Raw genomic sequence first — 23,663 nt, 5'->3', positions numbered from 1 at the left:
ATGGCGACTGACGACTCCGATTCGGACTCGGCGAACGGAAGCCAGACGACATCGGAGTCGGGAGTCTCGAGTCCCAGTAGCGGTTCCGGTCTCACGTCGATCCTCGCGACCGCGCTCGCCCTGCTCCGCGGGCGGCCGCTGCTGTTCGTCCCGTTCGCCGTCGCCGGTGCGCTCGGCGCTGCGAGCACGGCCGTCAGGCTCGCGTCGCCCTATCCCGTCGGCCTCGCGCCGTTTCCCGAGGGCGGTCTGGTTCGGCTCTCGCTGCCGTTCATCCCGCAGATCGAGCCGACGGTTGAAATGGGTCCCGCGATTCTCACCGGAATGAAACCGCGGTTTCTCGTCGCCTTCGTCGGCTGGCAGGTCGCGATAAGCGCCGCGACGGCGGTCGCGTTCGCCGGCTGCCTGTGGCTGGCGGCCGCCGACACGGACGGGATCATGCCGCCGCTCGACCGGGTCGCCTGGCTCGTCGCGTACGTCGTCGTCATCGATAGCGTCCTGTTCGGCGTGCTGTTCCTGTCGGGCCAGTGGGCCAGTACCGGCGTCGGACTCGCGCTCGTGGCGCTGCTCGTGCTCGCTCCGTTCCTCGTCTGGCTGTTCGTCGCTCCGGCGCTCATCGTATTAGACGGGAAACGACCGATCGCGGCCGCGATCGAGAGCCTCGACTACGCGGTTGCGAGTCCCGGCGCCATTCTAGTGATGCTGGTCGGCCTCGGCTACGTCGGCTACGCGCTGACCGGCGTCTCGCGGCTCGCGTCGTCGCCGACCGTCGGGGCCGCGCTGGCGACCGTCGTCAGCGCGACCGTCGCGGGGACGGCCCACGCCGTCGCGGTCGCCGCGCTGTATCAGGTTGGATCGTAGTAGTCTCGCTATACACTCACTCACAGCCGGTCTCCGGCGGCCCGCTGCCCTCCCGCGACTCGAGGAACGCCTCCTCCTCGTCGGAGAGGTCGCGCTCGCGGAACTCCTCGAGACCGGCCTGATAGCGCTCGCGTTCATCCCAGTCCGCGTCGGCGTCCGGATCCGAGTTCGGGCCCGGATACTCGAGGATCAGTTCGGCGATGCCTGTCGTCTCGCCGGTGTAGGCGAAGCCGGTTCGGTAGAGCGCTTCGTAAGCGTAGGGGTTGTTGACGGCGATCCGAAGCCGGTCGTAGCCCCGTTCGACGGCGCGATCGCGGACCAGCCGGCAGAGGCGGGGGCCGATCCCCTCACCGCGCAATTCTCGGTCGACGGTCACGTAGCGCAGCCACAGCGTGTCCGCGTCGGTGCGATCCTCGTTGAACGCCACCGCTGCGACGATCCGGCCGTCGGGGGCTCGAGCTACCGCCTTGCCCGTGTTCGTCATGACGAACTTGCCGGCGTAGCTGAACCGTTCGTGATCGAGCCGGAGTGTGGGGCCGTCGGGCGGCCAGCCGAGCAGTTCGTACTCCACGAGATCCCTTGGCGGGCAACCCACTACAATGTCCGGTTTCGAACGGTCCACGACGGGTGAGTGTTCCGAATAGCTACCGTGACGAACACTTTTGGACTCGTTCATGATAGCCTGCCCACGATGAGCGGCGAATCCGACACGACGGCTGCGTTCGGGTTGGGCGGCACCACCGGATGGTTCGTCGGCGGCGCACTCGGTGGTGCGATCGGCGCGATCGCCTTTGGCATCGTCATGGTGCTCCTTGAGCCGGGCGTCCTCGAGGCCGCCATCCCCGCGATCTACGGCCTCGAGCCTGCCGGCCCCCTCGGCTGGGGGATCCACATCGCCCACGGAATCGTCCTCGGGCTGCTCTTCGGCCTGCTCGTCACGCGCCCCTGGATCCTCGGGGTGCTCCGGACCGACGTCGAGACCGATGCGCTCTCTCGTACCGGAATCGTCATCCGGCTGATCGGAGCCGGACTCGTCTTCGGACTCACGGTCTGGGCGATTCTCCCGCTGATCGTCCTCCCCGTCTGGGTGTCCACGCTCGGCGTCGGCGAGCAGACCTTCTCGTCGGTCGCCGCCGGCAGCCTGCTCGGGCACGCGCTGTTTGGCGTCGTCCTCGGAGCCGTCTTCGCCGCAGTCGTCGATCTCCGCGATCGCACTCCCGAGACGCCGCTGTAGCGGGACGGCACCGCTGTCTCGCCCCGCCTGTCGTCTCCTCTCGACCGGTGCGTTTCGTCTCGTCACGCTGGTCCCCTTCGACTGTCTGCCGCGACCGTTACTACCCGCTACCGGCTTCGAACGTCGCCCCAGTAACCGTCTCGGCGTGTGGCCGGTTGTAACAGCTGACAGTCTCCCAACCGATGACTGTTTATCGACTGACCAGCCATTCAGTAGTAGAGCTGACCCGCTATGGATGCGATACGTGTCGACGGCGTTACCAAGGAATTTGGCGGCGTTACCGCGGTCGACGATCTCTCGTTTGCGGTCGAGCGCGGCGAACTGTTCGGACTGCTCGGCCCGAACGGCGCGGGCAAGTCCACGCTGATCAACATGCTCGTGACGCTTCTCCCGCCGAGTGCCGGCACGGCGACGGTCAACGGCCACGACATTCGAACCGAGAAAGGAGCGGTTCGGTCCAGTCTCGGCATCGTCTTCCAGGAACCCGCTCTCGACGAGGAGCTCACCGGCGCGGAGAACCTCGCGTTTCACTCGCGACTGTACGGGCTCGATCGGGCCAAACGCGCCGAGCGAATCGACGAGGTGCTCGAACTGGTCGGGCTCTCCGCCGAGCGCGACGACCCCGTCGGCACTTACTCCGGGGGGATGAAACGCCGCCTCGAGATCGCCCGCGGGTTGCTGCACGAACCCGCCGTCCTCTTCCTCGACGAGCCGACCGTGGGACTCGACGCGCGCACCCGCCGCGACACCTGGGAGTACATCGAACGACTGAACGCGGAGGCCGGCGTCTCGATCGTCCTGACGACCCACTACATCGAGGAGGCCGACCACCTCTGCGATCGCGTGGCGATCGTCGACGACGGCGACATCGTTTCGATGGACTCGCCGTCGGCGCTCAAAGCGTCGCTCGGCGGCGACGTCGTCGCCCTCGAGTTCGCGAGCGACGACGAGCCGACAGCGCTGTTCGATCGGCTCGAGGAGCAGTCGTGGAGCCGCGAGTACACCGCGAGCGACGACGGCGTCCGGGTCACGGTCGACGACGGTGACGCACGGATCGCCGACCTCGTTCGACTGGCCGACGATGCGGGCGTCCGCATCTCTTCGGTCGATCTCCGCGAACCGACGCTGGAGAACGTCTTCCTCGAACTGACCGATCGTTCGGCGGCGGGCAGCGACCGGAACGGGGCGGCCACCGGGGATCGGACCGTGATGGCGAGCGGTGGCCGGACGGGGAAACCGCTCGAGTCCGGCGACGGCAGTGAGGCAGGCGGAGGGACTGCGAGCGATTCGATGGACTCGAGCGGTCGCTCGGGGGGAAAGGGAGGCGACGACCGCTCGAGTGCAGAGTTAGACGACCGCTCGAGCGCGGTTTCCACGGAGGAGCGGCCATGAAGCTGGTCGACGGACAGGCGATCTACGGGCTCTGGCTGCGCGATACGAAGCGATTCCTCCGGTCGCCGTCGCGTCTCGTCGGCTCGCTGGCGATGCCGCTGCTGTTCCTCGTCTTCATGGGGTTCGGGTTTCAGGGCGCAGCGATCCCGGGCCTTCCCGAGGACGTCGACTACCTGCAGTACCTCGTGCCCGGAATCGTCGGCTTCACGATGCTGTTCGGGGCCTCGTTCGCCGGCCTCTCGATCCTGGCGGATCAGGATGTCGGCTTCCTGAAGGAAATCCTCGTCGCGCCCGTGAGTCGCACCTCGATCGTCCTCGGTCGGATCGCGGGCGGGTCGACGACGGCGCTCGTGCAGGCTCTCCTGATCCTCGGACTTTCGATTCCGCTCGGGTTCGCGCCCGTGAGCCTGCTCTCGCTTCCGATCGCGGCCGTCTTCCTCGTGCTTCTCGCGATCACGTTCGTCGGCTTCGGGATCGCGCTCGCCTCCCAGTTCAGCGACAGCGAGGGGTTCGGTCTGATCGTTCAGTTCGTCATCTTCCCGATTTTCTTCCTCTCCGGGGCGCTGTACCCGCTCGAGGGGCTCCCGAGTTCGGTGCGGTATCTGGCGTACGTGAACCCGCTGACGTACGGGGTCGACGGCCTGCGAGGGGTGCTGGTCGGCACCTCGTCGTTTTCGGTGCTGTTCGACCTCGGCGCGCTCGTCGTCTCGTCGATCGCGATGGTCGCGATCGGCGCGGCGCTGTTCCAGCGCGTCGAGGCGGTCTGAGCGCCATCTGCTGTTTTATCACTCAATTAAATGCGCGATGTCGCTCGAGGTTGCCTACACTTTGTCGGCGATCGGGAGATCGTCGACGGCCCCGAGGATCCGTTCGCGCTCGGACTTCGCCTCCTCCCAGTCGTCGACCAGTTGACGGCCGATCGCGCGCAGTTCCTCGTTCTCCAGTGGCTCTTCCCCCGGCAGCGCTCGAAGCCGCTCCTCACCCGTGTGCGTTCTGCCGTACTTCCAGTTCGCACCGCGAACGCACGTGGTCGGATTCCGGTTCCGCGCGACTACCCAGGGATCCGTCAGCGCCTCGTAGTCGCCGCCCGCCGCCAGCGTCGAGACGAGTTCTGGCAGCCGGCGCAGGGAGAACGGCTCCGTCACGGTATCGGTCGGCCCGTTGGCGACGACCAGCGGGACCCGGGCGAGGTCTTCGTGCGGGTACCCGCCGTGGCCGTATCGGCCGTGTTCGCCGAACAGTTCTCCGTGATCCGCGTGGATCACGATCAGCGGATCCTCGTCCATCTCGTCGAGATCGTCCAGCAACTGCGAGAGGAACGCGTCGGTGTGTCGAACCGTGTCCTCGTACGCGTCCAGGAGCGCCGCGCGGAACCGCTCGTCGAACCAGTCCGGACGGCCGGCGTACATCCACATGTTCGCCAGATACGTCATCACTCTCGAGCGCGAGCGATACTCGTCGCCCGGGATGTAGGGGAGGTGTGGATCGACCAGGAACGACCACATGAAGTACGGCTCGTCGGCGCTCTCGAGCCACGACGCCATCTCGTCGTAATACGTCTCCCACGACATGAACATGTCCTGGCCCTGCCACCAGTTGAGGGCCTGGACGAGCGCGTAGCGGATCGAGTTATCCGGCTTCCCGCCCTCGATGAGCCCCGACGAGAGGTCCTCGTCCATGAAGTCCTCGAAGCGGTCGAAACCGGCATCAAAGCCGAAATGACTCGAGGTCCACGGATTCGCGGTGAACCCTGCCGTGTCGTACCCGGCCGCCGACAGCTGCTCGGCTATCGTCCGCTGCGAGCGGAGGTGCGACTGGATGTGGGTCCGCATCTGCGCTTTAGTTAATTCGGTGCTGCCCGGTCGCTCGACGGCGTGCGATCCCGTCATGAACGTCGTCGCCGACTCGTGGGTCGCCGGCCCCGTCGCGATCGCGTTCTCGAACGCGAGTCCCTCGTCGGCGAGTCGCTCGAGGGTCGGCATCGATCCCGACGAGTCGTCCGCATAGCCACAGTAATCGAGTCGAAGACTGTCGACAGTCAGTAGGATAACGTTCCGTTGATCGCCCATTCTGTCGGGACGTTATTCGGCCACGGTGATTAATACAGGTGTCGTATTCGGCAGTTTCAACCGTTTATACGCCGGGTAATAATCTAGCTCGTGCTCCGATAGTCGCGTCATGGCTTCGAATCAGACCGTTGGGCTGGACCGCGACGACCACGAATCGATCGCACTCCCGTCGGAACTCGTCTCCCGGATCGAATCTCGAGTCCCCAGAAGCGACTTCGACTCGGCCGCCGAGTACGTGACGTTCGTCGTCGAAGAAGTCCTGGCCACCGTTGAGGCCGAAACCGAAACGGACGACTACGAGGCGGAAGCGCAGGACGAAGTCGAAGCGCGCCTCGAGTCGCTTGGCTACCTCGAGAGCTAGCGATTCGTCACTGCCGGTGGCCCCGTTCGGGGCCGAGTCGGTTGAAGTCTGCTCGAAGACGGTCGCGTTCGCTCGCGGCCCTGCCGTGGATCGACGATTCTGTCGACTGAGCGGGATTCACAGCGGAACCCGTTCGTCGTCCACATCGTCACGGTAGTTGGCAGAAACTCCGCACGAGAGAGACAGAACGTATGCAGCATGGTGGTTGCAGTATTCGGTCGACCGATCCCGCTTCACGGGAAGGCGGAGGTATGCGCTCTATTCTGTGTCACAGCCCCGTCGTGGCCTCTTTGCGTCCGGTGAGCGTCTCTGGAACGAGCCGATAGAACGAAACGTCGACATCTGCGGGTCGATCACCGAATAGATCCACGAACGGAATCGTGACTCCTTCGAGTCCCTCGAGCGCTTCTATGGCGGTCTCGTCGTTCGTCGTCCGTTCGAGCGAGCCCTGCGTCGTCGAGAACCGTAATCGGAAGAATCGAAGGTCCGTGTTCGTCGACCAGATCGGCGATACGCTCGGTTTCGAGGAATCGGTCGATATCGTGTTGCATGTTCGCTCTCGATACCTCGATATCGAACGCTTCTTCCAGTTGGTCGAGCGCGGCGCTGACCTCGAGGAGTTCATCGTCGTGATCAGGACCGCAGACGCCCGTCGAGCAGCACATTGCCTCTTCGTACAGTGTACGTTCCGTCATTCGTGATAGCCTCGATTGTCGTTCTGACTAACAGCGGCGTGGTGGTCAGCGCACACCATCTTCGGTTCACTCACAATCCAATTGAAAGTCTACTCAGGTGAGTCCACGAATACTTCGAAGCGAAATATGCACACTCCTGCACGCCAGACTCTCTATTTGGGGGCGAATCGGTATGTCTTCCGGGCATCTTCCGCAATAGTTAATTGATGATATAGTCAAGTGGCTGTTGATGGCTCAAGCGACCGAACGACTACAGCGGTACCTCGACGACGAACTCGGGGAGTGTCGCGACGAGGACGTCGAGCGCCGACTCGATGAACTGTCCACGCTCGAGGCCGGACTCGGGACGGCACAGGCTGCGGCCGAACTCGACGTCTTATCGGCGCTCTCTAACGAGACACGCTACACGCTTGTCCGCGTTCTCGTCGCCGCGCAGGAAGAACTCTGCGTCTGTGAACTGAACGCGGTCGTCGACGTGACCGAGAGCGGGCTCAGTCACGCGCTCTCGTCGCTCGTCGACGCTGGCCTCGTCGAGAGCTGGAAGGACGGCCGCTGGAAGAAGTACCGGGCGACCAACCGCGCGGTGGCACTCGTCACTGTCCTCGAAGGCAGTGTAACCACCGATGAGTAACGTCGAACACGAGCACGGACCGGACTGTGACTGTCCGGACTGTGGAGATCCGCGGTCGATGGACTTTCTGGACAAGTACCTGACCGTCTGGATCTTCGTCGCGATGGCGCTCGGGGTCGGCCTCGGCTTCGTCGCCCCGTCGGTGACCCAACCGATTCAGGACTTCCATCTCGTCGAGATCGGCCTCATCGCGATGATGTATCCGCCACTGGCGAAGGCCGATTACTCGCAACTCCGGACCGTGTTCAGCAACTGGCGCGTCCTCGGGTTGAGTCTCATCCAGAACTGGCTCATCGGCCCGACGCTGATGTTCGGGCTCGCGGTCGTCTTCTTCAGCGGGCTCGTTCCCGGCCTGCCGGCGCGTCCCGAATATTTCCTCGGGCTCGTGTTCATCGGGATGGCTCGCTGTATCGCGATGGTCCTGGTCTGGAACGAACTCGCCGAAGGGTCGACCGAGTACGTGACGGGGCTGGTCGCGTTCAACAGTCTCTTCCAGATCATCACCTACGGGGTGTACGTCTGGTTCTTCGCGCTGTTCCTCCCACCGCTGCTCGGTATGGAGTCACTCGCCGCCGGGATCACGACGTTCGACATCACGCCGATGCAGGTGTTCGAGGCAATCGTCATCTTCCTTGGAATTCCGTTCGCAGGCGGCTTCCTGACCCGCTACGTTGGGACCCGCGTCAAAAGCGAAGCCTGGTACGATGATGAGTTCATTCCGAAGATCGACCCGCTAACGCTGGTCGCGCTGCTGTTCACCGTGATCGTGATGTTCGCCACGCAAGGGGGCGCCATCGTCGCCTCGCCGGGCGACGTCCTGTTGATTGCGGTACCGCTGACGATCTACTTCGTCGTGATGTTCCTCGTGAGCTTCGGGATGGGGCGCGGTATCGGCGCGGACTACTCGACGACGACCGCCATCGGGTTCACGGCGGCGTCGAACAACTTCGAGCTGGCGATCGCGGTTGCGGTCGCGGTATTCGGTGTCGGCTCCGGCGTCGCGTTCGCGACCGTCGTCGGCCCGCTTATCGAAGTCCCCGTCTTGCTTGCGCTGGTCAACGTTGCACTGTACTTCCAGCGAACGTTCGACTGGGGCGGCTTCGATACCGGGAGTCTCGATTCGTCCGCACCTGAGCCGACGACTGACGACTAACCACCAAGAACAATGTCATCCAATACTGAAGCAGACGATCCGATTCGCATCGCCTTCATGTGCGTCCAGAACGCTGGTCGCTCCCAGATGTCCACGGCCTTTGCGGAGCGGGAACGGGAGCGACGTGGTCTCGAGGACCGCGTCGAAATCCTCACTGGAGGAACCCACCCGGCCGACCACGTGCACGACGAAGTCGTCGACGTGATGGACGAAGCGGGATTTGACCTCTCCGACCGGACGCCACGAGAGATCACGCTCGACGAATTGCGCTCCTGCGACTACGTCGCTACGATGGGCTGCTCGACACTCGACGTCGGTGACGTTGGCGAAGCGGTCGATGTCCGTGATTGGGCGCTCGAGGATCCGGATAGCCAGGACCTCGAGCGAGTGCGGGAGACACGTGACGAGATCGAACGACGTGTGAAGGACCTGTTCGACGAAATGTGTGTACTCGATCCGAACGACTACTCGGGAGAGGCGTAGAAAGCGACGACTATTCCCACCTTCGTGGGCGGTACTGGACCTGAGTCAGCGGTACGTACACTCCTGGAGCTCAGTGCAACATATCGAGGAGAAAGATGAGAAGAAATCCGACGAAGAACAGCGTCGTGGATGTCGGTGTTTCCGGAACCTTCTGGGCTTTGACGAGGAGTTCCTCGGTCACCAGATACAGGAGGGCAGCAGATCCGAACGCGAGTACGAGCGCGATCGGAGCGCCCGTAACGCCGTCGAACACGAGTACGCCAGCGGTCACTCCGCTCAGCAGTAGAATTCCGAACCCGGCGGGGACGGCGAGTTTCTTCGGCGTACTCGTCTCTTCCGGGAGTGCTATGACGCCGGTAACGCCGAGAAAGAGGACCTCGATTGCGAGTGCCACTGCGATGAGAACGCCCGTGGCCGCCTCCGCCAGGAACGTTACGCCGATCAGGACGCCATCGATCAGCATGTCGATACTCACGGTGATCAGCAGGCCAGCAGCACCCGCCATCTTTCCGCCGATACCCCGCTTTTCGACGTACTTACTGAGTCGATGGATGCCAAGCATGGTGGCGACACCGATCGCAAATCCAACGACAACCACGGCCGGAGCCCGTGTATGGACATCCGGGAGCAGTTCGGCAGCGACGGCGGCGAACACGACGCCGGCCGCGAAGTGCTGGACGTTACTCTCCATTTGTGGTCCTGGCGTACGGTAGATAGCCACAATACCCCCGACGAGCGCAGCGACGACCGCCAACATCGTGTACGAAAGCGCTTGAACTAGGGTCCCAGCCATTCTACTAGTCATTGTGCCTCAAACTAGGTGAATGTACTCACCGTCACATTCGGGGTGAAGAAATACCCCCTGTCTACGGGCACGATATTTTCTCCTCACACTCCCTCGGACAGTGGGTGACTCGTTGGCGCCGTTGCCTCAGTACTGACGGTCTGGATACTTATCGCAGGCAGAGACGTACTGTACTGATACGGTCTTCGCTCGAGTGGACGCTGACGATGCGGAGAACGGCGATGCGCGGACCGGGATTTGAACCCGGGCCATGAGCTTGGAAGGCTCAGGTCCTACCACTAGACCATCCGCGCGCATTCTCGAATTTTCGTTCCACGTTTAAGGCTCTTCCTTTTCCTCGTGACCGCCCGCTGGCGATCAGCGTCGCCGAGTGGGAAATTAGCGATCTCCGAAACGGGATCAGTCGCCCGTCTCCGCACCTGCGACCGTCGCGTAACAGTTCCCGCTCGAGAGTTCCCACTCGAGTAGTGCGAGGTCGCTCTCGTCGAGATCGGCCTCGAACTCGTCGGGGGCGTAGATGTGGTAGAATCGATCGACCGGCTCGCCGCCTGGAAGGGTCCACTCGACCGTCGTATCGAATCCCTCGGTTTCCTCGAACCGGTCGTGTGCGGTCGACCACGCGCTGACCAGCGCGCGGCCGTCGGGGGCGAGCACTCGTGCGAGTTCGTCCAGACTCGCCCGGCGGGCCGCCCGCGTCGGTAGGTGGTGCAGCGTGGCAACGTAAACCGCGATGTCGATGCTGTCGTCGGCTAGCGGAAGCGTCGACGCGTCCCCCTGAACCAACTCGACGTCGAACCCGCGCTCGAGCGCGCGCTCCCGGCCCGTCTCAAGCAAGCCGCGGCTGACGTCGAGGCCGATCACCGACTCGAGGCGGGGCTCGAGGAGTTCGGCGTGGCGGCAGTTGCCGCAGCCGAGATCGAGTCCGACGCCGGCGCGCTCGGTCGCGTGGGCGTCGACGAAGGCCTCGACTTCGGGCCAGGCGTACTCCCGCGTGGATGCGAAGTGGGTCGCGATCCGGTCGTAGGTGTCGCGCACGTCGGCGCGGCGGGTGCACTCGTCGTCGTGGCTGTGTGTTCGATCGCGATCGCGACCTTGATCCCCGGCCATCGTCGGCTTTCGTCGGTGAACCCGCAAAAAATGTTCGTAACCCATCGAGGAGTTGCATATCGGTCTCTTGTGAGTATTCTCCACCCACTACGAACACCACGAAAGCCCCTGCTGGCTCCGGTCGAGGGACTCGCTGTGCGCGCTCCCGTCGGTCGCGTGCTTGCGTCGTCCGTCTTCCCGGAGCCAGCAGCCCCTTTCAGTCCCACCCGTATCGGCTGCTCGGGATGCCACCGCGGGTGGGACTGAAAGGGGCTTTCGTGGTGGTTTCGGTCATGCCCGTCTCTGCGGTCGCTCCGAGAACTCGTTACAACGGTCCGTATCAGAGCCGCTGGACCTGGCCGGGGCTGAGCCGACAGCCACACGGACCCGCGATATGCTCCATCGGCCCGCGAGTCGTCACCGTGATCACCGCGTCGTCGCACTTCGGACACGGCGGAAAGCTCGAGCGCTCGTCTCGATCGTCGTCGCCGTCACCGGCGGCTTCGGGCCCGCTCGAGCTCGAGTCGCGGTCGGTCATCGCGGCTCTCCGTTCGTGTTTCGGGCGTTGTTACTCGAGGGTCGGCGATCGCGGCGGTACTGGTGTCGTCGTGCGAGACGTTTATGTCTCGGTAGAATGAATTGAATCATGGCTTGCAAACCGCGCCGTTTGGAAGCCACGCTTCGGGTGCTGTAACACCCGGGGCATTTTAGCGCACGCCCCCGCGTTCGGAACCGTCGCTTCCGTTTCGATACTGTTTGTACTGTAACTTATAGCTGCTGGAATAAACGGTCTGCGTCGTGTTTCGGCGCGTTGGTGGGTGTTCGAGTCGGTTCGGATTCGCTCGAGAAAGAGGCAGTTGGATTCGTGTGAATGCGGGACTGTAACGGGGTCTCGAGGAATTCGAGGGGTTTATCTATTCCCGTCGGAAAGTGAGAGATGCGCTCGAGGGCTCGTAGATCAGGGGTAGATCACTCCCTTGGCATGGGAGAGGCCGCGGGTTCAAATCCCGCCGAGTCCACTGCGATTTTGGTGTTTCAACCCTTCTTGTTCCTGAATACGACTATATGAGGGTGTTCTGAAGACTATCCATGAGTCGAGGCTTACAGCTGCTTGTTGCGTAGTTATCTATTTCCTTTGCGACGATAGAATTAAATTGAAAATACGCTTTTACGCATATATGGTCCGTACCGACTTTTTCCTTGTGTTGATTACATATCTTTTAGCAGCACAGATATACCTGACCGCAGAAGGTAACACTACTCCCACCTTTATCGCAATTTCCATTATAGTCATTCTATTTGGAATACCAATCTACCTGATTGCCAATGTCATTGCGATCGTATTCGATCTACCAGGAGAACCAATCTTCAAATAGTATCTCCTAGAAGGGTGCGATTTCAGGCATTACTAGCCTGTATTTGGGGTAGCGGACCAGGAGAGATCGTCTTTCAGCGACCGAGAGATACCAATCTCTCGAAGGAGACCGTGCGGGGGACTTATTTGACTCGCTGATCATTTCCGCCAGTATGAGCGATCAGCGGGTGACGGCGGACGCGACTTTCTGGGGGGCGGCCGATGATGCCGCTGCCCTCCAGGGGTTCCGAACACTCGTGGAGACGACCGACGACGGGATCTACCGGCTCGACGCCGACGGTCACTTCGCCGCGGTCAACGACGCGTTCGCCGACCTCACGGGGTACGCACGCGAGGAACTACTCGAGGAACACGTCTCCGTGTTGCTCGAGAACGAGACTGGGGCGCTCGAGCGCTCGCTCACGAATCCGACCGAGAGCGACCTGCTCGAGTTCACCGTCCGGACCGCCGCAGGAACCGGGGTTCGCTGTGAAGTCCGCGTCAGTCCGATCGACGCGGACGACGTGCGAGGAACCGTCGGTATCGTTCACGACAGCACCGAGCGCGAGCGGGCCCGGAACCGCCTCGCGGAAGAGCGCGACATGTTCGCACAGGGGCCCGCCGTCGTCTTCAGGTGGGCGACCGAGGACGGCTGGCCGGTCGAGTACGTCTCCGCGAACGTCGAAGACGTGCTCGGCTACGCGCCGACCGAACTCGAGTCCGGGGCCGTCTCCTACGCCGAGTTGCTCCTCGAGGAGGAGCGCGACCGCATCGCCGGGGAGGTCGCGGCGAACAGCGACGAGACGACCGAGCGGTTCACCCACGACCCCTACCGCGTCCGGACGAGCGACGGCGACGTTCGGTGGGTGAAAGACACCACCAAGATCGTCCGCGACGAGAGCGGCGAGATCACGCACTATCTGGGCTATCTGGTCGACATCACCGAGCGCAGGGAGCACGAGCGCGCCCTCGAGCAGTCCGAACGGCGCTACCGCGCGCTCGCCGAGTCCGTCCCGAACGGGATCGTGACGCTGTTCGACCGCGGCCTCGAGTACACGCTGGCGGCCGGACAGGGATTCGACCGGATTCCCGTCGAACCGGCGGCGGTCGAAGAGCGGTCCGTCGGCGATATCTGGGGCGATACCGCCGGGGTCGAGCCCGCGTTCGAGGCGGCGCTCGAGGGCGACGAACGGTCGCTCGAGGTCGAGTACGCCGATCACGACTGGACCCTTCGCGCGGTGCCGATCACCGACGAGCGAGGGGACGTGTTCGCGGGGATGGCGATGGCACAGGACGTCACCGAGCGCACGGAACGCGAGCGGGAGCTGTCGAAGTACGAGACCATCGTCGAGACGATCGACGACGGAATCTACGTGAAAGACGAGGACGGCCGGTTCACGATGGTCAACGAGGCGTACGCGGAACTGACGGGCTACGACTGCGACGAGCTCATCGGGGAGCACGCCTCGCTCGTCGTCGACGAGGAGACGATCCAACAATCGCGAGCGATGCGAGCGGCCGAGACGGACGAGTCCGACTCGGCGATGGAGGCGACCATTCGAACGGCGGCCGGCGACCCCGTCCCGGCCGAAGGGACCTTCGCGACGCTTCGGACCGACGACGGCGAGGAGAAACGCGTCGGCGTCGTCCGAGACATCACCGAGCGCAAGGAGTACCGCCAGCAGCTCGAGGCGTCGAACGAACGCCTCGAACAGTTCGCCTACGCCGCCTCGCACGATCTCCAGGAGCCGCTGCGCATGGTCTCGAGTTACCTCCGATTGATCGAGCGACGGTACGCCGACGAACTCGACGACGACGGCCGGGAGTTCATCGAGTTCGCGGTCGACGGTGCCGACCGGATGCGCGAGATGATCGAGGGCCTCCTCGAGTACTCGCGGATCGAAGCCAGCGGTGATCCCTTCGAGCCGGTCGACCTCGAGACGGTGCTGGACGACGTGCTCGAGGACCTTCGCCTTCAGGTCGAGGAGAGCGACGCGGAGATTCGGATCGAGTCGTTGCCCACGGTCGAGGGCGATGCCAGCCAGCTCCGGCAGGTGTTCCAGAACCTGCTCGATAACGCCATCGAGTACAGCGGGGAGCAGCCACCGCGGATTCACGTTGAGGCCGACCAACGCGACACGGAGTGGGTCATCTCGGTTCACGACGACGGGATCGGTATCGATTCCGACGACGCCGACCGCGTGTTTCAGGTGTTCCAGCGACTCCACACTCACCAGGACCACGCCGGCACCGGGATCGGCCTCGCGCTCTGTCGGCGGATCGTCGAGCGCCACGGCGTCCGGCCGAACAGCGTGAGGCCGGGCTCGACGGACGAGCGAAGGGAGTCTGTCGGCGGCGAGATCTGGGTCGAATCCGAGTCCGGTGACGGGACAACGATCTCGTTCACCCTGCCGGCACCGACTGCCAGTGATTCCTGACCCGCCGCAACGAGCATCGCTTTCGAGAAACGGAAGCTGTTTTTTGCGTGGATACCGACGAGACAACGATGGCTATTCCGCTCGAGATGGGCTGGCGACACCTGCTGTTCGAGAACTGGCCGGTCGATCCGGCGATGATGGACGCGCATCTCCCCGACGCGCTCGAGGTCGACGAACACGACGGTGCCGCGTGGCTGTCGGTGATTCCGTTCACGAACGTCGCCGTCCGGCCGAAGGGGTTTCCCGAACGGGCCGGGATCCGATTGCCGGAACTCAACGTCAGGACGTACGTCACCCGCGACGGAGTGCCCAGCGTCTACTTCTTTAGCCTCGACGCACAGGGACTCGCGAGCGTCCTCGGTGCGCGCCTGTTTCATCACCTGCCGTACTACTACGCTCGCATCTCGCTCGACGTCGAGGCGACCCCGGAGGGGGACGGGGCCGACGGCCGGATTCGATTCAGCAGTCGGCGATGCCACCCCGGTAACCGACCGGCCGAGTACGAGGCGACCTATCGGCCGACCGACGAGCCGTTTTCGGCTCCCGACGACTCGCTGGGAGGGTTTCTCGTCGAGCGCTACCGGTTCTACACGGAGGCTCCCGACGGCTCGGTCCGGTATACGGACATCGAGCACGAGCCCTGGACGCTGTATCCGGCGACCGCCGACATCGAATCGAACACGGTGCTGGCCGCGAACGGTTTCGCGCACCCGGAGACCGACCCGGTCTACTTCTACAGTCCGGGCCTCGACGTCGTCGCGTCGCGGAGTGAGCGACTCGAGGACGAGCAGTAATCACCCGACTGGCCGAGCGAGCGCGGTCTACCACTGGCCCCCGAATTCGCGACGCACGATCTCGCGCTCCACGTCCGTCAGTCCGTACAGCGAGCACGCGCGATCGTCGATCCGCCGATCGGTCGCATCGATCGCCGCCTCGAGTTCCGCGGCCCGGTCTCGGGCGTCGAGAAACCGGCAAAGCCCGTCTTCGACCTCGTTCGGACGGGGCAGCGTCAGCGCCTCGAGGCGATCGAGTGGCGATATCGTCTTCGCGGCGGTCGGTCTGAAGCCGGCGACGCCGTCGCCCGCCTCGGTAGCGTAGGGGACGATGGCTTCGACGAGCGCCGCGAGTCGGGTCTCGACATCGACGAGTTCGACGGCCGGAATCGGATCGGTTTCCGCGTAGCCCCACCGATCGGTCTCGGCGGCCGCGGCGGGGTCGGGTTTGTACCGGACGGTCGCCGAGATGCGGACGATGTCCGAATCGCTCGAGTCGACCGCGACCGAACCGATCCGCAGGTTCGGGCACTCCTCGGTCGTCGACGCGAGTTTCGTCGCCGCGACGCCGTCCGTCCGTCGAGCGGCGTCGAGATCGCCGAGCGACGGCCCGTTTAGATCCCGACCGAGATAGTCGGGGACGTGCAGGTCGATCGCCGACCGTTCGGCGGTGAGCGCGAGCCGTTTCTCGACGGCCGCGACGAGTTCGTCGTCGGGACCGGCGGCCATCGGGATGGGGAGCCCCTCGAGCGTCGACTGGTTGATCTGCGGGAAGACGGCGCGGTACGCGGCGTGCGTGTAGTGGTGGTAGAACGCGAGCGCCGACGAGTGCAACGCGCCCAGGATGTGTTTCAACTCGGCCGGCGACTCGGCGTCGCTGCGGACGTTGTAGGTCGACTTGATCGTAGCGAGGTCGTCGGCGTCGTAGGTCCCGACGAGCGAGTCGCTGGTCTGCCGGACGAGCAGCTTCGGGCTCTCGTAGTTGGAGGCGACTTTCTCGAGGTCGGTCGGCTCGACGAACCGGAGTTCGTCGGCGTCGATCCCGTATCGGCACACCGCGCTCCCGGGGGCGATCGGGCGCGTCGTCGGCCCCGGCCGCTCCCGAAGGACGTCCGCTCGCTTGCTGATCTCCTCGCCGCGAGAGACGGAGACGGCGTCCCCCAGCGGCGGGTGGGCCGCGACGGTCGAGCAGACCGACCGCGTCTCGCGGTCGAGATAGATGAGGAACCGGTTCGCATCCGCTGCTTCGAACACGCTCGCGGGGATCGAATTCACGCGATCCGAGTCGGCGGAGAGCGACGCGAGGTCCGCCGCCGTCGTCGCGTCGGCACAGCGGACGTCAGTTCCGTCACCGCCGCTCACGAGGATCGCCGCGCCGCTTTCGACGCCGTCGAACGCGGTGCCGAGCCTGACGATTTCCGCGAGCGACGTCTCGCTCAGGACGTACTCCCGGATCGGCTCGTTCCCCTCGCGAGCGAGGATCGAATCGGGGACGACGATGCCGACCCGTCCGTCCCGGGACAGTCGGATCGACCGTTCGTAGAACGCGACGTAGAGATCGAACTGGTTCTCGGTCGCGCTGAACGCGTCCTCGAGGTAGGAGCGCAGGCTCGCGTCGATGGTCGCACTGATCGTCCCGCGCCCGGCGGTCGCGACCCAGGGCGGGTTGCCGAGTACCGCGTCGAAGCCGGGGGCCTCGACCCGGTCGTCGTCCCCGTTGGCGTTGGCGTCGGCGTAGAGTTCCGGAAACTCGAGTCCCCAGTGGAAGAAGCCCTCAGCGCTGGCCCGCTTCTGGGCCGCGGTGAACCACTCCGTTCGAGAGAGCGGGTCCCAGTCGTCGTCGCTCTCGAGCGCGGCAGCGAGCCGTTCGAGCGCGTCGTCAGGGACCCCCTCGAGCCCGAACTCGCGAGCGGTGTGGACGTTCGCCATCGCCTCGAGGCGCTGTCGCCGGTCGCGCCACTCTCGACCGTCCGTCCGCCCGAATACCCCGCCTCGAGTCGGCTCGGTTTCGAGACGCGTTGCGTCATCGCCGGTGAGATCGGCTCTCGACGCGCAGTCAGCGACCGCCTCGAGGTCGCTCCCGACGAGCGCGTTACCGGTTTTCAGGTGGTGATCGAGGGCCGCCGGCGGCCCCTCGGCGGACAGCGTTCGGAGTTGCAGCGACGCGGTCGCGAGCTCGACCGCGAGGGGATCCCGGTCGACGCCGTAGAGACAGCGCCGGGCGACCCGCCGCCGCACCTCGTCCACGCCGCGATCCGCCGGCACGGACTCGAGCCCCGCTCGAGCCGCCGCGTCTTCGGCGGCGACGATCTCCCGCGTCAGGTATTCGAGCGCGCACGTCAGGAAGTGGCCGGTCCCCATCGCAGGGTCGAGGACTGAGAGTTCGAACGCGCGCTCGGCGACTCCGTCCGTCCGGTCGAGATCGGCGTCGGCGAGCCCGTCGTCACGGTCGGCATCGACGGCGGCGAACTCCGTCCGTATCTCCTCGAGGAGCGGTCCGACCGTCTCCTCGACGACGTGTTCGACGACGTGCTCCGGGGTGTAGTACGACCCCGAGGCCTTCCGCTGGTCGCCGTCCGCGGTTAGATACACCTCGTTGGCCGCGACCGCGACGGTGTCGCCGTCGCTCGCGGGAACGTACTCACCGTCCGCGAGCGCCAGCGGTTCGTCGGCGATCGCGAGCCGGTACTCGAGCAGTCCCTCGTAGATGCCGCCGAGGCGGCGACCGTCGAGCGACGAGTAGTCGACGAACGGTTTCCCGCCGCTGTCAGTCCGCTCTCGAGCTAGCAGGTCAATAACTCTCGCCAGCGACGCGTCGCCGACGCGGTGGTTCTCGAGAAACCGTGCGGTACGACTGTCGTCCTCGTCGGCTCGATTTCGTCGGCCGATCGGCGAACCGAGGTCCTCGAGTCGCGACCAGAGCTCGGCCGTTCGATCGGTGTACGACGGACCCGAACCGTCGGATTCGGCCGCGACGGCTCGTGCGATCGACCGGAGGCTTGTCGACTGGACAGGCTCGGTACCGCTCTCCGCGCCTCTCTGTTCGTCGTCCCCATGTTTGTCGTCCCCGTGTTCGTTGCTCCCGCGTTCGTCGGGCAGTTCGGTGAGTCGCCGACGCCGACTCTCCGCAGCGAACGCGACGATGAGCCGAACGAGGACGACGAGGGAGGCGTCGTAGAGCAGGTCGAGCTCCCCGTGACCGGGAGCGTCGTCGGAGTCGGTCTCGGTGCGGTCTTCTCCGAGATCGTTCCCGGGATATCGACGGAATCCCCGCGCGAGGACCTCGAGGGCTTCGGCGGCGTTCTCCTCGAGCGTCGCCCCCATCTCACGGCTGAACTCGGCGGACCGGTCGTAGAGGTCGTCGAGAAGGCAGTTTCCCTCGGCGTCGTCGCGGAAGGCGTCGCGGCGGAAACACAGGTAGAAGTATTTGAACGTCTCGAGGTCCCCCGTCTCGAGCACGGCCGGCAGATCGATCTCGTAGTACGCGTCCAGGCGATGGCCCGTCCGCTCGGTGTAGAGTCGCCACCGTCGGCCGTTCGTGAGCACGGCCCACTCGACCGACGACTCGCGCAGAGCGGCGTGGATCCGGTAGCACGGGGTCTCGGCGTCGCGCTCGCGCTCACTGCCTCCGCGGGCCTCGAGCGCGCGCTCCCAGTGCCTGACGTCGGCGATCGCGACGATGGCTTCGTCACCGCTGTTGTCATTGTCGCCGCTGTCGCCGTTTTCATCACCGTCACCGCTGCCTTCGTCTTCATCACTGTCACTGCTATCGCCATCTTCGGTGCAATCGAACGCGTCGCGAGCGTCGTCGGACTCGAGGAAAACGTAGTCCGGCCGATATCGCGTTCGATCGGGCCGCTCGGTGCGCACGAACGAGTGTCCCAGCGCCTGGAACACGGGTCGAACGAACGTTTCCTCGAGTCGAGTGCGGCTTTCGCTTGCGGTCGATTTGCCGACTCGCTCCCAGCACGTGCGGATTTCCTCGAACGCCATTCGGAGTTCGTCTTCGTCGATCTCCTCCCACACGTCCGTTTCGGGGAGGCGATCCTCGAGGTATGCGCTCGAGAACACGTCGTGGCTGGTCCGGTAGTTGCACCCCTCGCGACGGGAGCTGTCGATGGGAGCGCCGACTCGGTTCCGGGACACCGCTTTCCTTTGCGTGATCCGAGTCGCGGCATATAGCTGTTCCCCCGGACGGGGGTTCCTCCCCGTCGGTTCGTCGGGCCGCCACCGCTCACTCACGACCGGTACCGTCTCGCTGGACCCGGGGCGTTCGCGTCAGACTCGAGAGTAATCCCGTCTTACCAGCCATCCGCATCTCACCCGGCATCTGCGGCTGTCGCCAGTCTCCGGTTGGCGTCCCGTAACGCCGATTTGGGGCCAGTCGTGATCGCTTACTCGAGACTGAGCGGGGCGATCTCACAGCCGATTTCCCCAGACGAGACGGAACGGTCGGTGCGGTTTTTCAGTCCGGTCAATGGAGTATCGGGAGACGCTATGAGCGAGTCCGCGGCCGACGACCCGACGACCGGCGAAGCGCACGCTCGCGGACGGGGTGAACCGGCCGGCCAGCGGTGGCTGAGCGGGATCGTCTCCCTGATCGGGCTGTGGCTGGCCGTCTCGCCGCTGGTCTACGAGACGGCCGACTCCGTGCTGTGGAACAACCTGTTGATCGGCGGCGCGATCGTCGTGTTCGCGGGCTACAACTACTACCGGATCACCAACGGTCACTCCACCAGTACCGGCGTGATGTCGCTGGCCGCCCTGCTAGCGCTGTGGCTCGTCGTCTCCCAATGGGCGATCGCCGGGCAGTTCGCGCTGGGCGGCCTCGAGGAAGCGAGCGAGGGCCAACTCTGGAGTAACGTCGTCTCCGGGTCGGTGGCCGCGGTACTGTCGGCGTACATCGCGTACGCCGGGGACCGCGAGGTCTCGAGGCAGGCGGCCACCGGAACGTGATCCTCGCTCGAACGGAATCTCCGACGGAACGCGGTGCCCCGAGCGGATACCGAACGGAGTTCGTTTCCTCGTCGGCGGTTCCGTCACCACCCTGTCGGCGGTTCCGTTACGGATACCGCTCCGAATCGGCGTCGGGTGTGCGTCGCTCGAGCAGGTCCAGGACGGGTTCGGTCGCGGCCAGTCGAATCCCGACTCGCGTCAGCCGATCTCGGATCGCGGCGGGAACGAGCGTGCCGTAGAGCGATCCGAGGAGCGGAACCGGACCGACGCGGTAGTGCGTGTCGGGGTTCGGGACGGTGGCGGCCTCCCGAATCGTCGCGGCGACTCGATCGGGCTCGTTGATCAGCGGACCGCCGCCCTCGACGGCGCGGACTCGCCGGAGAACGCGATAGAGATCGGTGTACTGCGTGGGTCTGACGACACTCCTGTTTCGGCGTTCGTCCGTGGTTCCCTCCGCGTCGACGTCGGAGCGCGACGGTGATCGCGCGGTCGCAGCCGCGTCGTCGATCGCCCGCAGGGCGCCGTCGTAGAACGGCGTTGCGACGACGCCGGGCTGGACGACGACGACCTCGACGTCCGAGCCGACCAGCTCCTGTCGGAGCGCGTCGCTGAGGCTCGCGAGCGCCCACTTCGAGGCGGTGTAGCCGCCGATGCCGGCGAGCGCGAGGCGATCCGCGGCGCTGGTGACGTTGACGATCCGGCCGCGGCCCCGCTCGCGCATTCCCGGCAGGACCGCTCGAATCAGCCGGTGGGGCCCGAAACAGTGGACGGCGAACTGGCGCTCGAGCAGGCTCGTCGGTACGTCTTCGACCGGCCCGAACTGGCCGTACCCCGCGTTGTTGACGAGGCAGTCGACGCCGCCGTCCTCGTCGCGGACGCGAGCGACGACGCGCTCGATGGCCTCGGGATCGGTCAGGTCCATCGCCGCGATCTCGGCACCGCGGTCAGACAGGTCCTCGAGACCGTTCCGATCGCTGTCTCGAGCGGTCGCGTAGACGCGCCAGCCGTCGGCCAGTAGCGCACGGGCCGTTTCGTAGCCGATGCCGGTGGAACAGCCGGTCACGAGGGCGGTCGAAGGCATGCTGCGGCCTACCACGACACCGGTAAAGGAAGTCCCGGTAGTCGAGTACGTGGAGTGTCACGGGTTGCGACGAATCCGGTGACGAAGCGCGGACGGACGCGCAGATCAGTCGTCGTCGAACGGTTCGTCATCACCGTCGAACGGCCCGTCGCCCTCGAACGGTCCGTCATCAGTGCCATCCGATGGACCCGCATCGTCAGGCGGGCCGGCGTTCTCGGGCGGTCCGGGGTCGCCTTCATCAGTGGATTCGTCCGCTCCGCCGGCTGGTTCGTCGCCCTCGTCGTTCGATCCGTCGTCTCCGAATACCCGCTCGAATAGATCGGGTTCGTCGTCGGACGAGTCGTCGATGGCGGACTCCTCGTCACTCGGCAGGTCGGAATCGGCTGGGCCATCGTCCTCGGTCGACGACGGATCGTCTTCAGGCTCACCGGTCGAACTGTCGTCGCCGGTGTCGTCGAGTCGGTTCTCGGTAGTCGTCTCGGTGGACGTTTCGGTAGTCGTCTCAGTGGACGTTTCAGTGGTTGACTCGGTTGTTGTCTCGGTAGACGTTTCAGTAGTTGTCTCGGATTCGCTCTCGTTCGACTGGGTGATCGACACGTCGTCGGACTCGAGCGACGAGGAGGTCGTATCGCCCGCCGTCATGCCCGGGGCGAAAAGCATCGCGAACGCTCCGAACACGAGCAGGACGACTGCGATGGTGGCGAGCAACGCCACGGTCGATGGAGAGTCGTCACGTCTGCCTGACATTCAGCTGATCGATACCGGACCCACCCGCTTTGTTAATTCCAGCCCACAGCGCTACAGGCATCGGATTCCCGCGCGTCGAACGGACGACACTGCTCTGCTCGAGCGGACTCGGCGTCGGCCGAGAACCACTTGGACGGATCCGCCGGCGGCCGCGATGTCCGATGAGACCGCCGTCTGCGGCCGAACAATGATATAGCCGGCCCACCGAGTGAAAGGCAACGGATCTCTCCGATAATGACGAGCCACTACGATCACGCGCAGGTACAGGAGTTCTGGCAGTAAGCATGATCCAAATACATTTATTCTTCCCCCGCAATGTCACTCAACATGGCAAAGTCAAACCGAGAGAGATACGAGAAATACAGAGATAGAATCCAGTCGTTAGAACAAGACGGTGTCATGTCCTCAGAGGACTGTGAAGCCATACTCGAGTTTCTCGATTCTGCCGATCCAGAAAGTGCGTTAATCAATGGTGATTCCATGTCTGATGGTACATTAGCAAGGTACGCATATACACTAAAACGTATCCCTGAGCTATCTGACTTTAATTTGAGTGATGCATCGGAGTACAAAATAAACAAGATCATGGATGATATACGACGTGGGAATGTCGATGGTGTGAAAGAGGGCGGTCTCACATCTGGATCGGTGCGGAACCACCAGTCCACAATACGGAAGTTCTACAAATACCATGATGATTTTAACGTCGATCCTGAAGAGATCATGCTCTTCGAACCGAATGATAGCTCCGTTGACGAGAGGGATATCCTCACCCGAGACGAATTCAATGCGATACGGAAAGCCGCACAACACCCTCGAGACAAAGCGTTAGTCGAATTGTTGGGATATACGGGACAGCGAATAGCAGCCATTCTCAACCTCCGACTTAAGGACATGAAACCCGAAGATGGAGTGTTTTATCTCAATACAAGTGATGGTGACATGAAGGGGGCTGAGGGGGCCAGATCATTGCTCTTGGCGGAGCACTCTGTAAGAAAGTGGAAGAATAATCACCCGTGTACTGACGACCCAGAAGCTCACTTTATTTGTAAAAAGAATGTCGATCAGAACAATGGTCAGGACTTAGGGGACAAGATGGACCATTCATCCATATACAGATTGCTTCAAAATATTGGTGAGAGAGCGGGGGTGGACAAACCTACCAACCCCCATAACTTCAGACACACGTTTGTTACGTGGGCGAAGAGAGATAAAGGAATGGACAATGATACGATTAAGCATATCATTGGTCATGACCCCGATTCCACCGTCATGGAGACAACATACGCCCATCTCACTGACGAGGATATGATGAAAAATGCTGAGCAGGCTGTAGGACTAATCGAAGAAGAGGACGATAGTCCGTTTGTTCCAGACAACTGTCCAGCGTGTCAGAAACCACTGGAAGGATCAGAACAATTCTGTCCAGACTGTGGGTCAAAAGTAGATATCGATGCGGATAAGGACGATATTGAGGAAAAATTAGACCAGTTCAGCGAAGACGAACTAATGGAGTTTATTCAAGAGAGGATGATGGGCAACTAACT

The 23,663-nt window shown here is 63.7% G+C and carries 21 protein-coding genes and 2 tRNA genes; 13 read left to right on the top strand and 10 right to left on the bottom strand.

Going from position 1 to position 23,663, the window contains the following annotated elements:
* Window positions 1-858: a hypothetical protein gene (locus tag LDH74_RS04105; RefSeq protein WP_226041265.1), complete on the top strand. Its 858-nt coding sequence runs from the start codon at window positions 1-3 to the stop codon at window positions 856-858.
* A 16-nt stretch (window positions 859-874) separates the two neighbouring features.
* On the opposite strand, the gene LDH74_RS04100 is transcribed toward LDH74_RS04105, so the two are convergent.
* On the bottom strand, window positions 875-1,429 hold the full coding sequence (locus LDH74_RS04100; RefSeq protein ID WP_226041264.1) for a GNAT family N-acetyltransferase: 555 nt from the start codon (window positions 1,427-1,429) through the stop codon (window positions 875-877).
* A gap of 120 nt (window positions 1,430-1,549) precedes the next feature.
* Here LDH74_RS04100 and LDH74_RS04095 point away from each other — a divergent pair, with 120 nt between their 5' ends.
* The 3 genes from LDH74_RS04095 to LDH74_RS04085 all read left to right on the top strand — a co-directional run bounded on the left by LDH74_RS04095 (window position 1,550) and on the right by LDH74_RS04085 (window position 4,251).
* Complete coding sequence (locus tag LDH74_RS04095) at window positions 1,550-2,092, top strand: hypothetical protein (RefSeq protein WP_226041263.1); 543 nt, start codon at window positions 1,550-1,552, stop codon at window positions 2,090-2,092.
* A gap of 231 nt (window positions 2,093-2,323) precedes the next feature.
* On the top strand, window positions 2,324-3,484 hold the full coding sequence (locus LDH74_RS04090) for an ATP-binding cassette domain-containing protein (protein ID WP_226041262.1): 1,161 nt from the start codon (window positions 2,324-2,326) through the stop codon (window positions 3,482-3,484).
* Window positions 3,481-4,251, top strand: coding sequence for an ABC transporter permease (locus tag LDH74_RS04085; RefSeq protein ID WP_226041261.1), 771 nt, complete (start codon window positions 3,481-3,483; stop codon window positions 4,249-4,251). The genes LDH74_RS04090 and LDH74_RS04085 overlap by 4 nt, the downstream gene beginning before the upstream one ends.
* Before the next feature lie 54 nt (window positions 4,252-4,305).
* Here LDH74_RS04085 and LDH74_RS04080 read toward each other — a convergent pair whose 3' ends face one another.
* Entirely contained in the window at window positions 4,306-5,553 is a 1,248-nt protein-coding gene (locus LDH74_RS04080; RefSeq protein WP_226041260.1) for a sulfatase-like hydrolase/transferase, read from the bottom strand.
* A 109-nt stretch (window positions 5,554-5,662) separates the two neighbouring features.
* Between LDH74_RS04080 and LDH74_RS04075 the strand changes: the two genes are divergently transcribed.
* The gene (locus tag LDH74_RS04075) at window positions 5,663-5,914 is read left to right on the top strand and encodes a hypothetical protein (RefSeq protein ID WP_226041259.1); all 252 of its coding nucleotides are present in this window, start codon (window positions 5,663-5,665) and stop codon (window positions 5,912-5,914) included.
* A 353-nt stretch (window positions 5,915-6,267) separates the two neighbouring features.
* On the opposite strand, the gene LDH74_RS04070 is transcribed toward LDH74_RS04075, so the two are convergent.
* Window positions 6,268-6,609: an arsenic metallochaperone ArsD family protein gene (locus tag LDH74_RS04070; protein WP_226041258.1), complete on the bottom strand. Its 342-nt coding sequence runs from the start codon at window positions 6,607-6,609 to the stop codon at window positions 6,268-6,270.
* A 229-nt stretch (window positions 6,610-6,838) separates the two neighbouring features.
* On the opposite strand from LDH74_RS04070, the gene LDH74_RS04065 reads away from it, so the two are divergent.
* The 3 genes from LDH74_RS04065 to LDH74_RS04055 are packed head-to-tail and all read left to right on the top strand — an operon-like array spanning window position 6,839 to window position 8,876.
* Entirely contained in the window at window positions 6,839-7,240 is a 402-nt protein-coding gene (locus tag LDH74_RS04065; RefSeq protein WP_226041257.1) for a metalloregulator ArsR/SmtB family transcription factor, read from the top strand.
* Entirely contained in the window at window positions 7,233-8,393 is a 1,161-nt protein-coding gene (gene arsB, locus LDH74_RS04060; RefSeq protein WP_226041256.1) for an ACR3 family arsenite efflux transporter, read from the top strand. Before LDH74_RS04065 ends, arsB begins: the two co-directional genes overlap by 8 nt.
* 12 nt (window positions 8,394-8,405) lie before the next feature.
* Window positions 8,406-8,876, top strand: a complete 471-nt coding sequence (locus LDH74_RS04055; protein ID WP_226041255.1) for a low molecular weight phosphatase family protein — start codon at window positions 8,406-8,408, stop codon at window positions 8,874-8,876.
* 70 nt (window positions 8,877-8,946) lie between these two features.
* Here LDH74_RS04055 and LDH74_RS04050 read toward each other — a convergent pair whose 3' ends face one another.
* The 4 genes from LDH74_RS04050 to LDH74_RS04035 form a co-directional block, all read right to left on the bottom strand.
* Window positions 8,947-9,669 carry a hypothetical protein gene (locus tag LDH74_RS04050; protein ID WP_345778548.1) on the bottom strand — a complete coding sequence of 241 codons (723 nt, stop codon included), beginning with the start codon at window positions 9,667-9,669 and terminating at the stop codon, window positions 8,947-8,949.
* Between the two features lie 234 nt (window positions 9,670-9,903).
* A tRNA-Gly gene (locus LDH74_RS04045) sits at window positions 9,904-9,974 on the bottom strand.
* Between the two features lie 106 nt (window positions 9,975-10,080).
* Complete coding sequence (locus tag LDH74_RS04040; protein WP_226041253.1) at window positions 10,081-10,788, bottom strand: class I SAM-dependent methyltransferase; 708 nt, start codon at window positions 10,786-10,788, stop codon at window positions 10,081-10,083.
* A 319-nt stretch (window positions 10,789-11,107) separates the two neighbouring features.
* On the bottom strand, window positions 11,108-11,305 hold the full coding sequence (locus LDH74_RS04035; RefSeq protein WP_226041252.1) for a hypothetical protein: 198 nt from the start codon (window positions 11,303-11,305) through the stop codon (window positions 11,108-11,110).
* Between the two features lie 409 nt (window positions 11,306-11,714).
* On the opposite strand from LDH74_RS04035, the gene LDH74_RS04030 reads away from it, so the two are divergent.
* The 3 genes from LDH74_RS04030 (at window position 11,715) to LDH74_RS04020 (ending at window position 15,353) form a co-directional block, all read left to right on the top strand.
* A tRNA-Ala gene (locus tag LDH74_RS04030) sits at window positions 11,715-11,786 on the top strand.
* A 508-nt stretch (window positions 11,787-12,294) separates the two neighbouring features.
* Window positions 12,295-14,559 carry a PAS domain S-box protein gene (locus LDH74_RS04025; protein WP_226041251.1) on the top strand — a complete coding sequence of 755 codons (2,265 nt, stop codon included), beginning with the start codon at window positions 12,295-12,297 and terminating at the stop codon, window positions 14,557-14,559.
* Window positions 14,560-14,627: 68 nt separating this feature from the next.
* On the top strand, window positions 14,628-15,353 hold the full coding sequence (locus LDH74_RS04020; RefSeq protein WP_226041250.1) for a DUF2071 domain-containing protein: 726 nt from the start codon (window positions 14,628-14,630) through the stop codon (window positions 15,351-15,353).
* A gap of 27 nt (window positions 15,354-15,380) precedes the next feature.
* Here the strand turns inward: LDH74_RS04020 and LDH74_RS04015 are convergent, their stop codons facing one another.
* A complete protein-coding gene (locus LDH74_RS04015; protein ID WP_226041249.1) occupies window positions 15,381-19,478 on the bottom strand; it encodes a TaqI-like C-terminal specificity domain-containing protein in 4,098 nt (1,365 codons plus the stop codon).
* 351 nt (window positions 19,479-19,829) lie between these two features.
* Here LDH74_RS04015 and LDH74_RS04010 point away from each other — a divergent pair, with 351 nt between their 5' ends.
* The gene (locus tag LDH74_RS04010; RefSeq protein ID WP_226041248.1) at window positions 19,830-20,288 is read left to right on the top strand and encodes an SPW repeat protein; all 459 of its coding nucleotides are present in this window, start codon (window positions 19,830-19,832) and stop codon (window positions 20,286-20,288) included.
* Between the two features lie 106 nt (window positions 20,289-20,394).
* Here the strand turns inward: LDH74_RS04010 and LDH74_RS04005 are convergent, their stop codons facing one another.
* Window positions 20,395-21,369: an SDR family oxidoreductase gene (locus LDH74_RS04005; RefSeq protein ID WP_226041247.1), complete on the bottom strand. Its 975-nt coding sequence runs from the start codon at window positions 21,367-21,369 to the stop codon at window positions 20,395-20,397.
* 105 nt (window positions 21,370-21,474) lie between these two features.
* Window positions 21,475-22,116 carry an MSCRAMM family adhesin SdrC gene (locus LDH74_RS04000; protein WP_226041246.1) on the bottom strand — a complete coding sequence of 214 codons (642 nt, stop codon included), beginning with the start codon at window positions 22,114-22,116 and terminating at the stop codon, window positions 21,475-21,477.
* A gap of 327 nt (window positions 22,117-22,443) precedes the next feature.
* Between LDH74_RS04000 and LDH74_RS03995 the strand changes: the two genes are divergently transcribed.
* Entirely contained in the window at window positions 22,444-23,661 is a 1,218-nt protein-coding gene (locus LDH74_RS03995) for a tyrosine-type recombinase/integrase (RefSeq protein ID WP_226041245.1), read from the top strand.
* Window positions 23,662-23,663: the final 2 nt, after the last annotated feature.

Origin of the sequence: Natrinema sp. DC36 (genome assembly GCF_020405225.1) — an archaeon.
Classification (GTDB): Archaea; Halobacteriota; Halobacteria; order Halobacteriales; family Natrialbaceae; genus Natrinema.
The sequence above is the reverse complement of the archived record's forward strand: the minus strand, read 5'-3'. Positions and strand labels throughout refer to the sequence as shown.